Annotated in this window: 11 protein-coding genes; 4 read left to right on the top strand and 7 right to left on the bottom strand. The window is 36.2% G+C overall.

Features of this window, described 5'->3' with window-relative positions; all coding sequences use genetic code 11:
• Positions 1-70 precede the first annotated feature (70 nt).
• Positions 71-2,197 carry a helix-turn-helix domain-containing protein gene (locus tag ACWPWS_RS17105; RefSeq protein ID WP_454047329.1) on the top strand — a complete coding sequence of 709 codons (2,127 nt, stop codon included), beginning with the start codon at positions 71-73 and terminating at the stop codon, positions 2,195-2,197.
• A 40-nt stretch (positions 2,198-2,237) separates the two neighbouring features.
• Here ACWPWS_RS17105 and ACWPWS_RS17100 read toward each other — a convergent pair whose 3' ends face one another.
• The 3 genes from ACWPWS_RS17100 to ACWPWS_RS17090 form a co-directional block, all read right to left on the bottom strand.
• Positions 2,238-3,086, bottom strand: a complete 849-nt coding sequence (locus tag ACWPWS_RS17100; RefSeq protein WP_454047328.1) for a M12 family metallopeptidase — start codon at positions 3,084-3,086, stop codon at positions 2,238-2,240.
• A 165-nt stretch (positions 3,087-3,251) separates the two neighbouring features.
• Entirely contained in the window at positions 3,252-3,473 is a 222-nt protein-coding gene (locus tag ACWPWS_RS17095) for a hypothetical protein (RefSeq protein WP_454047327.1), read from the bottom strand.
• A gap of 216 nt (positions 3,474-3,689) precedes the next feature.
• Positions 3,690-4,145: a hypothetical protein gene (locus ACWPWS_RS17090; protein WP_454047326.1), complete on the bottom strand. Its 456-nt coding sequence runs from the start codon at positions 4,143-4,145 to the stop codon at positions 3,690-3,692.
• 237 nt (positions 4,146-4,382) lie between these two features.
• Between ACWPWS_RS17090 and ACWPWS_RS17085 the strand changes: the two genes are divergently transcribed.
• The 3 genes from ACWPWS_RS17085 (at position 4,383) to ACWPWS_RS17075 (ending at position 7,257) form a co-directional block, all read left to right on the top strand.
• Positions 4,383-5,399 carry an LLM class flavin-dependent oxidoreductase gene (locus ACWPWS_RS17085; protein WP_454047325.1) on the top strand — a complete coding sequence of 339 codons (1,017 nt, stop codon included), beginning with the start codon at positions 4,383-4,385 and terminating at the stop codon, positions 5,397-5,399.
• 54 nt (positions 5,400-5,453) lie between these two features.
• Positions 5,454-6,575: a 3,4-dihydroxy-2-butanone-4-phosphate synthase gene (gene ribB / locus ACWPWS_RS17080; protein ID WP_101239474.1), complete on the top strand. Its 1,122-nt coding sequence runs from the start codon at positions 5,454-5,456 to the stop codon at positions 6,573-6,575.
• Positions 6,576-6,675: 100 nt separating this feature from the next.
• Positions 6,676-7,257, top strand: a complete 582-nt coding sequence (locus ACWPWS_RS17075) for a Crp/Fnr family transcriptional regulator (RefSeq protein WP_454047324.1) — start codon at positions 6,676-6,678, stop codon at positions 7,255-7,257.
• 77 nt (positions 7,258-7,334) lie between these two features.
• Here ACWPWS_RS17075 and fmt read toward each other — a convergent pair whose 3' ends face one another.
• The 4 genes from fmt to ACWPWS_RS17055 all read right to left on the bottom strand — a co-directional run bounded on the left by fmt (position 7,335) and on the right by ACWPWS_RS17055 (position 13,589).
• The gene (gene fmt / locus ACWPWS_RS17070) at positions 7,335-8,282 is read right to left on the bottom strand and encodes a methionyl-tRNA formyltransferase (protein WP_454047323.1); all 948 of its coding nucleotides are present in this window, start codon (positions 8,280-8,282) and stop codon (positions 7,335-7,337) included.
• 143 nt (positions 8,283-8,425) lie between these two features.
• Positions 8,426-10,333 (bottom strand): RecQ family ATP-dependent DNA helicase, encoded by a 1,908-nt coding sequence (locus ACWPWS_RS17065; RefSeq protein WP_454047322.1) that lies wholly within the window; start codon positions 10,331-10,333, stop codon positions 8,426-8,428.
• A gap of 77 nt (positions 10,334-10,410) precedes the next feature.
• The gene (locus ACWPWS_RS17060) at positions 10,411-11,850 is read right to left on the bottom strand and encodes an OmpA family protein (RefSeq protein WP_209787387.1); all 1,440 of its coding nucleotides are present in this window, start codon (positions 11,848-11,850) and stop codon (positions 10,411-10,413) included.
• A gap of 212 nt (positions 11,851-12,062) precedes the next feature.
• Positions 12,063-13,589 carry an OmpA family protein gene (locus ACWPWS_RS17055; protein ID WP_454047321.1) on the bottom strand — a complete coding sequence of 509 codons (1,527 nt, stop codon included), beginning with the start codon at positions 13,587-13,589 and terminating at the stop codon, positions 12,063-12,065.
• Positions 13,590-13,608 lie beyond the last annotated feature (19 nt).

The following is a 13,608-nucleotide window of genomic DNA, read 5'->3' as shown; positions in this document are numbered from 1 at the left end:
TCTTTTTATAAATTTTCAAAACTTATGCCAAGGTAAGAAATTCAAATTCATTTCCGTATTTTTGACAACGATGAACAATCATTTTTTTGACTTAATAGAATATACCAACAGAAGCGTTTTTTTAACCGGGAAAGCCGGAACAGGAAAAACGACATTTCTTAATGATTTTGTAAGGCGTACAAAGAAAAAGCATATTGTAGTAGCTCCTACGGGAATTGCTGCAATCAATGCGGGTGGAGTAACCATCCATTCTATGTTTGGACTGCCGCTAAGAACCTTTCTTCCCACCACAGAAAGGATAGATACCAGTTTGGCTAATAATATTGCTGACCTGATGCCCCATTTCAAATATCGTAAAGATAAACTGAAGCTTCTGAGAGAAGTAGAAATCATTATTATTGATGAGGTTTCAATGTTGAGGGCAGATGTTCTGGATATGATGGATTTTTCTTTGAGATTCATCAGAAGGAATAATCAAAGATTTGGAGGGGTACAGATGCTTTTTATCGGGGATTTGTTTCAGCTTCCTCCGGTAGTGAGGGATGAGCACATTTTGAAAATGTATTACAATTCACCCTTCTTTTTTGACAGCCATGCCATTAAAGAAATTCCCATTGTTACCATTGAGCTGACAAAAGTATACAGACAATCTGACGAAGAGTTTCTGGAAATTCTGAATGCGATCCGTGATGGAGATGTAGATAATATAGATTTTAATCATCTCAATGAAAGGTATGATCCTGATTTTGATATGGGGAAAGAGTCTTACGTTTATTTGTGTTCTCACAACAAAATGGCAGATGAAATCAACCAGGAAAAACTGACAGAAATTAAAGTTGATCCTCAGGTGTATGAAGCGAAATTGGTAGGTGATTTTAAAGAAAATCAGTTTCCGAACGAACAGTTTTTAGAACTGAAAATCGGAGCCCAGATCATGTTTATCCGAAATGACATTTCCGGTGAGAAGAAATATTTTAACGGAAAACTAGGCGAGGTTATCGGATTAGATGAAAATGAAATCCGTGTTGTACTGGACGAAAGCGAAAACGAAATTGTTGTAAAAAGAGAAACCTGGGAACAGAAAAAATATTTCCTTGATACGGATAAAAATATCCAGGAAGAAGTTTTAGGAAGTTTCGAGCAGTTTCCTATCAAATTAGCATGGGCGGTAACCATCCATAAAAGTCAGGGATTAACGTTTGATAAAGTGATTATTGATGCCGGAAAAAGTTTTACAGCCGGTCAGGTGTATGTGGCTTTATCCCGTTGCAGAACATTGGAAGGAATTGTGTTAAAATCAAAAATTACCCCTGAAGTTATTTTCAAGGATAACCGAATTTTACATTTCCATACAGATACTATTGCCAACGACCATGTTGAAGCCATCCTGAACCAGGAAAAATATGATTACAGCATCAGAAAAGTACTTCGTACATTAGATTGTACATGGTTTTTAAAAGAGGTAGAAGAATGGAACAACCTTTCGATCGTGACCAAAAATATCGATCATGTAAAGACCAAGCAGCTTTATCTGCAATTGAAACATGAAGCGGTAAATCTTGGGAAAATATTTGAAAAGCTGGAACGTATCATTTTTCAGAAGGTTAATAATTTTATTGAACAAAAAGAAGATTGGTCCGAAATTGAAAGCAAGTCAAAAGGAGCGGTTAATTTCTTTTTTACAGAAACCAGAAATAAAATTTTTGATCCTTTGAAGGAATTCTATGCTGAAATAAAAGGAGCGAAAGGTTTAAAACAATATAACGAAGAATTTAAAAGCTGGCTGGAGGATATTGAAGAATACCTGAACAGTTTAAGAGATATTTACCTTCTAGAAACGAAACTTTTAGATGAAAAAAATGATAAGGAAATCAATCTGAAAATAGCTAAAGTTCCGTCTCAGGTTTTAACTTTTCAGTTGTTTGAACAGGGAAAAACCATTGGGGAAATTGCTCTCGAAAGAGGGTTGGTAAAAGAAACGGTCATTGGCCATCTTGCCAAATTTGCAGAACAGGGATTGCTGGATATTGCAAGAGTCATTACTTCAGATAAAATCAAAGCGTTTGAAGAGGAGTTTTACAAAAACCCACACGAAACATTGACTGAGTGGAAGAATGCATTGCCCAACCACTTTGAATTCAATGAAATCAGGATTTTGATTAATCATTATAATTATAAGAAAGGGAAGAATTCATAAGAATTCTTCCCTTTTTGATGGTCACAAAAATTCTTTAAAATTAAGGATACATCGCATTGATGGTATTGATATCCCCGGTGGTAAAACCTGTTCTGTTATAAGTGAAATTTGAATTGTCTGCTCTTATAATCGTTGGCAGTCCGTTTTTAGAATAGGATGTTGGCCAATACATCATCACTGAATTAATATTGAAAGGCCCTATGTCTGTCCCGGAATTATAGATATTAAAATTATAAGCCTGCCCATTTTGAATATTGTTCCAAAGGATTTTTACATATTGATCTCTGTCTTTGCGGGTATGTTCGTGATAAAGACCTACCGTGTGGCCCATTTCATGAATTACGGATCCTACAGAAATATACTGATCCAAAGAAACCGTTTGTTTTCCGCCCCGATATCCGATATGAGCCCAGCCATCTGATCCGGATGAACTCCCAAAAATAAATTCAACATAGTTAGACTGATTGCTTCGGTAGATCCATTGAGTATTGGTTTTATTATTATACTCACTGATTGCGGAATTGATTTTATTAACGTTGATTGAACCCATATTGCTGGCTATTGTATAGTAAATTTTACCATTGGGCCATCTGGAATAACTGGCACCGCCTTTATTGAGTTCGCTGCCTTCTGACAATTGTTTGTCGGTAAGAACAATATCTCCCTGGAAAAAATTCATTCCGTTTTTTCTTTCATAGGTAATGTCCTGACCTCCAAATTTTCCTTTTTTTACATTGTCTGTGCTCAAGGCATTGGTTTGGGCTTCGGTGGTAATTTCCTCATTATTTTTGCTGCAAGAGGAAAATGTAGCTGCAATAAGAAAACTCATAAACACAGTTTTTCCTGTCAGCATCTGCTTATAAAACAGGCTGTTTGTTTTTTTGTTCATATTAAAGTTTTTAAAAATTTGGTATACGAATATAATGAATATCTCTCTTTTTGTTGAATTATTTTCGTTAAAATATACTTATTCGTATTATTTGTTTTAAAAATCACTTAAACAAAACCCTGTAAAATAAAAAAGGGTCCTGAAAATGTTCAAAACCCTTTATTTTTATTCGTTTAGCATATCTTGATTAACTCTGTAGCCAACGATTTTTATGTCTCCTTCTTTATTCTTTTCTAAAGTAAAAGATTCTTCTGTTTTCTTAGTCCCTCTTTTTACATTATACATGAAGAAATATTGACTTCGTGCGTTGTTTCCCTTCACAACCATTGTTTCCCATTTGGCAAGATTGTATTCTTCAACAGGACCAATCGCATTGACTGTATTCATAAGTTTTACAAGTTTTTCTTTATCGGTCACTTCAAAAAACTTCTCACCAAATAACTTATAAATATCATCCCGATTTTTTCCATAACGAAGTTCCCAATAAAATTTTATGGGAATTTTTTCACCATCTGTTTTGTCTGATTCTCTGTCTTTATAAAATTGATTGAAAGAGCAGCTTATTAAAAAGAATGATAAAAGCAGTAAATAAATATTTTTCCTTTAAATTTTAGTGTCTAAGATTAATTTTCTTCGGTTGTTATCATAAAAAGTAGCATGAAAACTTCTATCTCTGAATTCAGTTTCTGTATTTTCTATTTCATTAAATCTGCTTTTATCTGTTTTGGAGAATTCAACGATCTCAAAGTGATTTTTGTCTATGCTATTGAAATCTACCAATTTCAGATATTCATCCATAGAGTTTTTATCAAGCATAATTTTTCCGCCTCCAAACCAATGCCTGTCCTGTCCGTTTTTCTTAATACCGGATACCCAGTATTCTTCTCCGGTTTCTATATCAAAATAGTTGGCAATATATTCCGGTCTTTTCAATCTTTTGAAAGCTTTCCCGTTGCAGTAAATAGTTTGTCCGGACTTTGAAAATTCCACAAAACCAATCCATGCCGGCCCGCTATGTCCGAAGGATTTGTTTTCGATATACATTATTTTTGTCTTCATGTTATTAGTTATTAAATGATGTTGCAAGTTACCCAAAACCTCATAAGTAAAATCAAATAAACAAAAATTTTATTCCCATAGTTTTTCCCTGAACTGAGCCATTGTTTTTATTAATTACAAAAAGTAACTAATGCAGTTTTTATGTTTTAAATTTGTTTGGTTTTTAAAACCGACTTTAGAATTATGAAATTGACAAAGGAGATTCAGGATCAACTTTGAAAAAATTAACATCTCAATATGAAAAATTTTGAAATTTCTGTTTTAGATCTTGCCCCTGTAAAGCAAGGTAAAAGCATTCACGATACTTTTCAGGACAGCTTATCATTAGCCAATCACGCTGAAAATTTAGATTATAAAAGATTCTGGTTGGCAGAACATCACAATATGGAAAGTATTGCGAGTTCAGCTACTTCTGTTTTAATTGGTTTTATCGCCAATGGAACGAAAAAAATCAGAGTAGGTTCGGGAGGAATTATGCTTCCCAACCATAGTTCCCTGATCATTGCGGAACAGTTCGGAACCCTGGAATCTCTTTTCCCGGGAAGAATTGATCTGGGAGTAGGAAGAGCTCCGGGAACTGATGGATTAACAGCTCAGGCTTTAGGAAGAAATCCGGCTCTCATCAATGAACAATTTCCAAGACAAATCCTCGAACTGCAAAGATATTTTTCAAAAGAAAATTCAGAGGCCATGGTGCGGGCTATTCCAGGAGAAGGACTTGATATTCCGATTTATATTCTGGGATCAAGTACAGATAGTGCATGGCTGGCCGCAGAACTTGGGCTGCCTTATGCATTTGCAGGACATTTTGCTCCGGAGCAGATGGAAATGGCTTTTAAAATATACAGAGAACATTTTGAACCGTCAAAATATTTGGACAAACCTTATATCATTGCCTGTGTAAACGGGGTGGCAGCAGAAACATCGGAAGAAGCTCATAAAATATCTACTACTTTATTCCAGGCATTTATCAATATTGTAAGAAATGATAGAAAACCTTTTGCTCCGCCGGTGGATGATATGGATGAGATCTGGTCTCCCATGGAAAAATCTATGGTTTTACAAAAGCTGAGATATACGTTTATTGGGGATCAGGAGGAAGTTCAGGAAAAGCTTACAAATTTCCAGGAAAGATTTCAGGTGGATGAAATGATGATCAACTCACATATCTATGACCATCAGAAAAGATTGAGATCTTATGAGATTTTCAGAGAGGCAGCGAACTCTATCCAAAGCGTAATAAACCATTCATAATTAGTTGGGAGATGCTTATTTTTATGAGTATCTTTGCACAAATAAAAAGTAAAAATGTCCGATATTAAATTAAATACTATTCCAGAGGCCATTGAAGACCTTAAAAATGGTAAAATAATCATAGTAGTAGATGATGAAGACAGAGAAAATGAAGGCGATTTTCTTTGTGCGGCAGAGCTGACAACGCCGGAAATTATCAATTTTATGGCGCTTCACGGAAGAGGGCTGATCTGTATGCCGCTTCCTGAAAAAAGATGTGATGAGCTTGGCCTTGAAGTGATGGTAAGCAGAAGCAGCGATCCTAAAGAAACTGCTTTCACCGTATCGGTTGACCTTCTGGGTAACGGAACATCTACCGGAATTTCTGCAGGAGACAGAGCAAAGACTATTTTAGCGCTGATGGATGAAAAATCCAAACCTACAGATTTTATGAGACCTGGTCACATTTTCCCGCTTCGTGCAAGAAAAGGAGGAGTATTGAAAAGAGCCGGACATACCGAAGCAGCTATTGACCTTACTCATTTAGCAGGTTTAAAAGAAGGAGGAGTGATCTGTGAGATCATGAACGAAGATGGTACAATGTCTCGTTTGCCTGAACTTCATGCTTTTGCTCAAAAACACGATATGAAGATCGTTTCTATTGAAGATCTGATCCATTATCAGCTCAAAAAAGGAAATCTTGTAGAAAGACTTGAAGAGAAAAAAGTAAAAACACATTACGGTGAGTTTGATTTTTATGCCTTCAGAGAAACTTCTAATGATCAGATCCACTTTGCACTGACAAAAGGAGCCTGGACAGTAGATGAGCCTGTGTTGGTAAGAGTACAGTCATCAGATTCTTATTTCGATGTATTGACAAGATTAAATAACGGTGAAAAACCATTGTTGGAAAAAGTAACCAATATGGTAAATGAAGCTGGAAAAGGAGCAATTATTTTCATCAATAACGTTTCTAATTCTGAAAATACATTGAGAAAACTTCAGCAGTTCTTAAACTATCAGGATGGTCAGGAGCAGCATCCTACATTAGCGTACAATTACAGAGATTATGGAATTGGAACGCAGATTTTGAAGAATTTAGGAATCAATAAGTTTAAAGTAATCACTCAAAACCCTAATATCAAACCTCAGGTTGGAGGATATGATGTAGAGGTTACTGAGATGGTACAACTCTAATAAATGAATAGTCAATTGTGATTTTTTCACAATACATGACTGTTTACCATACAACATATAAGGTTTAGGATTTTTCTAAACCTTTTTTTATTTTTAAACGATGACTGAGCCATTAAAAAAACACATCCGGGAATATATTGATATCTCAGACGAAAAGCTGGAAAAATACTGCAGTGCTTTTAACCTTCGGAAAATAAAGAAGAAAGAATTCCTTTTAAAAGAAGGGGAGATCTGCGAATTTGAAGGATTTATACTGAGTGGATGCTTTAAAGTTTTTCATACCCATCATAATGCTGCCGAACAGATATTATATTTTGGAATTGAAAACTGGTGGGTTTCTGATATTGACAGTTTTATCAACCGCATTCCCTCAAAACTTAATATTCAGGCACTCGAGGATAGTGAGATTCTTCTTATTCCGAAAAAAGATAAAGAAAAACTGTATGCTGAAATGCCGGAAATTGAAAGATTGATGAGGCTTAAATTTCAGCAGTCAATTATAGCATTGCAACGAAGAATTATTGATAATCTAAGCAAGCCTTCAGAGGAAAGGTACGTAGAATTTTTAAGGGATTACCCGAAAACAGCACATCGTCTTACCAATATTCAGATTGCAGCTTATCTGGGGGTAACCCCGGAGTTTATAAGCAGAATACGCCAGAAAATTGTCAGTAAAAGCTGATGGTTAAAAATCGAAAAAGTCCCAAAAGTATCAACAGACAAACTTTTGGGACTTTATATTTGATAAGATATAAATCTTTAGATTAATGTGATTCCATCAAAATTTCGGAAACCGTTCAGAAAATCTTTAACCATCATTCTTTTTTTACCTTCCAGCTGAAGTTCCAGAGGATAGTAGATTCCGTCCTGGGTATAGATTTTAAATTCATTTTTTGAAATATCAAGAGTTCCTGCTGGTTTTCCGTGATCAGAAAGTTCAAACTTTCCTCCGAATATTTTTAATCCTTTTTCTTCGTTTTCAATCTTCAACGTGGTGAAAGCCGCAGGATAAGGTGACATTCCCAGAATAAACTGATGAATAGTTTTTGAAGGCTGTACCCAATTGATTCGGGTATCTTCCTTGAAAATTTTATAAGCATTTTTAGGATGTTCCACCTGAGGCTGAGGTTTTTCTTCAATCGTATTTTCAGCAAGGGCATCCAGCGTTTTTACAACAAGTCCTGCGCCCATCTCCATCAGTCTGTCGTGAAGGCTTCCTGCATTTTCATCAGGCAAAATTTCCATTTCCTGCTGAAGCAGAATATTACCTTCGTCAATTTTTTCATTGATAAAGAAAGTCGTAGCTCCGGATTTTTCCTCTCCATTGATAACGGCATAATTGATAGGGGCAGCACCTCTGTAATCCGGAAGTAGTGAAGCATGAAGATTGAATGTTCCCATTTTAGGCATTTCAAAAAGTACTTTAGGCATCATTCTGAAGGCAACGACTACAAAAACATCGGCATCCAGTTTTCTAAGTTCTTCTAAAAATTCCGGATTTCTTAACTTTTCCGGCTGGAAAACAGGAATATTATTTTCTTCTGCATAGATTTTTACCGGTGATTGGTGAATTTTTTGCCCACGTCCACTTGCTTTATCAGCTACAGTGACTACACCTACCACCTGATGGTGAGATTGATGGATTGCCTCCAAAGAAGTTTTTGCAAACTCAGGAGTCCCTAAAAAAACGACTTTCAATGATTTCATAATGCAAAGATAAGTTTTTGATCTGAGAGTCGGAAAGTGTTTAAGTTCGAGGGTAGGAGAGTTTCAGGGATAGAGTGAGTTCATCATGATTTTACCACAATACATTTACCATTCATTGCCCATTAACCATTACTCATTACTCATTACTCATGATTAAGCGCATACGTTCTGAAATTCAGCATTCTTACCTTTCCGGAATCTAAAAGAAAAATCAGATTTTCTAATATATTTTCTTTAGAGTGATAACTCAGCTGTATAGAAAGTTCTTCAATGGTTGCCGATTTTTTGGCCAATACATTGATAATCTGCTGGGAAATATTTTTTCCAAAAATGGATTGTTTGTTCTTTTCACAGACAGAGCACTGGCCACAGTTTTTTGAGTTCTTTTCACCAAAATAGGCTAAAATTAGTTTTATTTTACAGTAGTCGTTGTTTTCTACGTAAAATTTCATCTCTTCCCATTTCTGGATTTTGTTTCTCTGAATATGCTCAAATAACTTCCAGTAACCACTGTTTACCGCTCTTTCATCGCGAGGTTTCAGGAATTTGATACTGGATAGCGCTCCATCGATATATTCAAGATAATTCTTTTGCTGCATTTCCTTCAATCGTTCTTTGATCAAAGGGACGCTGACATTAATTTTATTGCTTACCTGTTGCTCACTGAACATTACTTTATGGGTCGTAATTCCGGATATGGTGCGGAAAAGAAGCTCTATAAAGTGAGCATCTTTTTGTGGTAACTGATCTATTTCGTCGGCTTTGATAAAAAGCTCAAGCGAAGACAGACTTTTATTATCATTGTAGTAAACAATTTCCTGATTGTGCAAAAAGTTGAGTACATTATTGATTTTCGCTTTCGAAAGCCTGGTAAAATTCTGTATACTAAGGCTATTCAACTGAAAAGTTTTTTCGGGAAGTTCAAACTCTGCTACCTGAAAAATAGAGTAGAGGTAACTAACAATCTTCAAAAACTCAGCTTTGTTGGGGGTTTGATTTTTTAAAACCTGATCAAAATTCAGGAGCTCCTGTTTGTTCCAGAGCATGAAGGCAAAACTGTCTTTTCCATCTCTTCCGGCCCTTCCGATTTCCTGATAATAATTTTCAATGGAGGCAGCAGGAGAGTAGTGTATGACAAATCGTACATTATCCTTGTCAATACCCATTCCAAAGGCATTGGTAGAAATAAGGACATGGTTGTCGCTGGTGTTCCAGAGATTCTGCCTTGCATTTTTTTCTTTAGTAGTTAAGCCTGCATGGAAATAATCCACATTTTTCAGCTGATTTTTCTTCAGAAATTCTGCCAGTAATTCAGCTTCTTTTCTGGTTCTTACATAGACAATTCCGGAGTCGTTGCTGTATTTTAAAATATCAAAAACACGCTGAAATTTATCAGATACTTCATCTGTAAAGATTTTGATATTCTCTCTTTTGAAACTTTTTTGAAAAACAAAAGGCTTTTTAAGTTCCAGTTTATTTTTAATTTCTTCCAGTACTTTGGGAGTAGCAGTTGCAGTCAGAGCAAGACAGGGAATCTCAGGGTTATTACTTCTGAATCCTTTTATATTCTGATAGCTGGGTCTGAAATCCTGCCCCCATTCTGAAATACAGTGCGCTTCATCAACGGCAATAAAGGATAACTGAATTTCCCCCATGTTTTGAATAAACTGAGTGTTGGTAAGTCTTTCAGGAGAAACATAGAGTAGTTTTGTAAGACCTTCTTTGCAGCGGTCATAAATAGTTTCAGCATCATATTCATCCAGTTCAGATGAAAGGTATTCTGCTTCTATACCACGGGATTTGAGCTGATTGACCTGATCTTTCATCAATGCCAGCAAAGGAGAAATTACGAGGCATGTTCCTTCTTTTAATAGGGCGGGCAATTGATAACATAAAGATTTCCCTGCTCCTGTAGGCAACAGAACCAGCGTGTCCTTTTCGTTGATGACAGCATTGATAATTTCTTCCTGAGAATCTCTGAAGTCTGTATAGCCCCAGAAATACTTAAGAGTATCATATTTTAGCTTTTGAAAATCCTGCGGAGAAATCATGGTGTAAAAATAAGGAAAGAATTAGACAAAAAAAGTCACGCAGGGCGTGACTTTCATATGATATATCAATATGTTTATTATTTAGCTTCGAAGTATACTCTTCTATTGGCTCTGTTTTTCCATTCAGGGCACTTCGTTGCTGGTTCACATTCAGGGTATTTAAGGTCTTTTTCACCTTTTCCTACTGCCTGTAGTTTACCATTTTGAACACCGTTTTTGATCAGATAGTTCTTAACGTTGTTTGCTCTTCTTTCAGATAGTTTTTGGTTGTAAGCGTCAGTACCTCTTGTATCCGTAGCTCCGATTACATTGTAAGAACCAGTTGAAGAATTAATATAGTTTACCGCATTATTTAAAATTGGAGTATTTGATGGTAAAATTCTGTCAGAATTTAAGTCAAATTCAATTCCTTCCAATTTAGTTTCTGTTTCTACTACAGGTCCTGTTGTTGCTACCGGACATCCGTTGTTTTCAACAGGTCCAGGAACCGTTACACACTTATCGTAAAGGTCAATAACTCCGTCTAAGTCAGTATCAAGGGCAACTCCGGCACCATCCACTCTTGCTCCTGCAGGAGTATCAAGCTGTCTGTCCCAATCGTCACATACCCCATCGTTATCAGCATCTCCTTTTTTACAAACTTCGATATCCTGGTTTTTATTAGCCAGTACATCAAGTTTATAATAGATTTCCTGAAGTGGGTCATGCCACATTAAGTGAGATTCGTGTTTTCCAAGTTTTACAGAAAGACCTAAAGTAGCATTAAAGAAGTTGTCAGAAACCTGCTCAGAACGCTTGTTGATAGCGCTGTACGCATCACCACCACCATCAAACTCATCATCACCGGTTACAACATACATTAATCTCCCTTCAATATCGATTCTTCTGTTCACTTTGAACTTCAGACCTGTACCAGCCTGCATGAATAAAGATCCTAATTGGAAAGGCTTAATCTCAGTCATCAATCTCTGTTTGTTATTCCCGTCTTTCTGGTATGCTCTGTAGGCAATAGTACCAATACCTGCATATCCATGAAGCGCCCATCTGTAAGGAGAGTGGTTATCAACTCTTCTTAATAGGTTAGAAAAATTAATGTCTCCTAAAATAGAGATTGCGTCATACTGAGTTCTAGCTCCTACTGCTGATGCATCTGGTGCTGCATTTTTAGTATTGAACCATCCTTGTCTGGTTTCACCTTTGTCATATTGTAAATTGATCCCAAAAGCATGGGTAATCGCTTTATCAATACTTACATAAGCTGAATATCCAAAAAGGTTTTTACCGTTACCATTTTTGATAGAGGTCAAATCCGCTGACTGAAGAAGTGGAACACCCACCCCGGCAGAAATGGACCAATCGTTAAATCTTTTAGATTGATTGGTGAATGGGGAAACATTAGCAGATCCCGAAGAAAATGTATTAGGATACTCTCCTTTTGAAACTGCCGTTGAGTCTTGTGCATACGTGGCAGAAGGAATTGCCAAAGCTAATGCAACAATTGCTAAACTTAATTTCATAGTGTTATTTTTTTAAGTTAAGTTATTTTAAATGATTTTTTACGCTAAAAAGTGATATTGCGTTAATTTTTTTCAGGAGAAACTCGTTGATTTCTAATATGTTTCATACAGTTGTCCTGAAAATAATGTTAAAGGTATGTAAAAAAATTCGTAGTAGAAAAAAAATAAACCGAAAAGAGTAATTCTTTTCGGTTTATAAAGTATTTGAAAATTTATTTCTTCTTTTTCTTAGCAGGAACTTTTTTTACTGCTTTTTTTACAGGAGCATCTTCATAGTCTTTCTTTTTAATAGAATCCCATTCTGAACTTTCTATAAATCTTACAGTAACTTTTCTGTCTGCCATTCTTTCAGCATCTGAAGCTGATGCAGGAATTGTTGCTTCAGCAGAGCCTACTCCTCTTGATTTCAGGACATTTTCATTAATGCCTCTGTTTTCCAGAGCTCCTACTACAGCAGCTGCTCTTTCTTTAGAGAGTCTTAGGTTGTACGCTGCACTTCCTTTGATATCTGTATGTCCTGTTAACAGATAGTTACCTCCGTTTTCTTTAATAATGGAAGCAGCCAGATCCAATTTTTCGTTAGATTCAGGTCTGATCGTTGCTTTATTAAAGTTGAAATAAATATCCTTAAGGGTTTTCTCTACTTCTACAGCAGTTTGTTTATTGTCTTTAACGATAGGACATCCGTTGTTTTCAACAGGTCCAGGAACAGTTACACACTTATCGTAAAGGTCAATAACCCCGTCTAGGTCAGTATCAAGTGCAACTCCGGCACCATCCACTCTTGCCCCTGCAGGAGTATCAAGCTGTCTGTCCCAATCGTCACATACCCCATCGTTATCAGCATCTCCTTTTTTACAAACTTCGATATCCTGATTTTTATTAGCCAGTACATCAAGTTTATAATAGATTTCCTGAAGTGGGTCATGCCACATTACATGGGATTCATGCTTACCTAATTTGAAGGAAAGACCTAAAGTAGCATTGAAGAAGTTGTCAGAAACCTGCTCAGAACGCTTGTTGATAGCGCTGTATGCATCACCACCACCATCAAATTCATCATCACCGGTTACAACATACATTAATCTGCCTTCAATATCGATTCTTCTGTTCACTTTGAACTTCAGACCTGTACCAGCCTGGAAGAACATAGAACCTAATTCGAAAGGCTTAATTTCAGTCATCAATCTCTGTTTGTTATTCCCATCTTTTTGGTATGCTCTGTAGGCAATAGTACCAATACCTGCATATCCATGAAGTGCCCATCTGTAAGTAGAGTGGTTATCAACTCTTCTTAATAGGTTAGAAAAATTAATGTCTCCTAAAATAGAGATTGCATCATACTGAGTTCTTGCTCCTACTGCTGATGCATCTGGTGCTGCATTTTTAGTATTGAACCATCCTTGTCTGGTTTCACCTCTGTCATACTGTAAATTGATCCCAAAAGCATGGGTAATCGCTTTATCAATACTTACATAAGCTGAATATCCAAAAAGGTTTTTACCATTACCATTTTTGATAGAGGTCAAATCCGCTGATTGAAGAAGCGGGACCCCTGCTCCTACTGAGATAGACCAATCATTAAATCTCTTGGATTGGCTGGTAAATGGGGTAACATTGGCAGATCCTGAAGAAAATGTATTTGGATATTTTCCGCTTGAATCTACAGTTGAGTCTTGTGCATAAGTAGCAGAGGGAATTGCCAAAGCTAATGCAACAATTGCTAAACTTAATTTCATCGTGTATTATTATTTGATT

The sequence above is a fragment of the Chryseobacterium sp. Marseille-Q8038 genome (genome assembly GCF_965111995.1).
This window is presented reverse-complemented; position numbering and strand designations above follow the sequence as displayed.

Bases quoted from the DNA above. Each gene is read 5' to 3' on its own strand.
- ACWPWS_RS17105 (WP_454047329.1), top strand. From the start codon at position 71: ATGAACAATCATTTTTTTGACTTAATAGAATATACCAACAGAAGCGTT.
- ACWPWS_RS17100 (WP_454047328.1), bottom strand. From the start codon at position 3,086: ATGAACAAAAAAACAAACAGCCTGTTTTATAAGCAGATGCTGACAGGA.
- ACWPWS_RS17095 (WP_454047327.1), bottom strand. From the start codon at position 3,473: ATGAATACAGTCAATGCGATTGGTCCTGTTGAAGAATACAATCTTGCC.
- ACWPWS_RS17090 (WP_454047326.1), bottom strand. From the start codon at position 4,145: ATGAAGACAAAAATAATGTATATCGAAAACAAATCCTTCGGACATAGC.
- ACWPWS_RS17085 (WP_454047325.1), top strand. From the start codon at position 4,383: ATGAAAAATTTTGAAATTTCTGTTTTAGATCTTGCCCCTGTAAAGCAA.
- ribB (WP_101239474.1), top strand. From the start codon at position 5,454: ATGTCCGATATTAAATTAAATACTATTCCAGAGGCCATTGAAGACCTT.
- ACWPWS_RS17075 (WP_454047324.1), top strand. From the start codon at position 6,676: ATGACTGAGCCATTAAAAAAACACATCCGGGAATATATTGATATCTCA.
- fmt (WP_454047323.1), bottom strand. From the start codon at position 8,282: ATGAAATCATTGAAAGTCGTTTTTTTAGGGACTCCTGAGTTTGCAAAA.
- ACWPWS_RS17065 (WP_454047322.1), bottom strand. From the start codon at position 10,333: ATGATTTCTCCGCAGGATTTTCAAAAGCTAAAATATGATACTCTTAAG.
- ACWPWS_RS17060 (WP_209787387.1), bottom strand. From the start codon at position 11,850: ATGAAATTAAGTTTAGCAATTGTTGCATTAGCTTTGGCAATTCCTTCT.
- ACWPWS_RS17055 (WP_454047321.1), bottom strand. From the start codon at position 13,589: ATGAAATTAAGTTTAGCAATTGTTGCATTAGCTTTGGCAATTCCCTCT.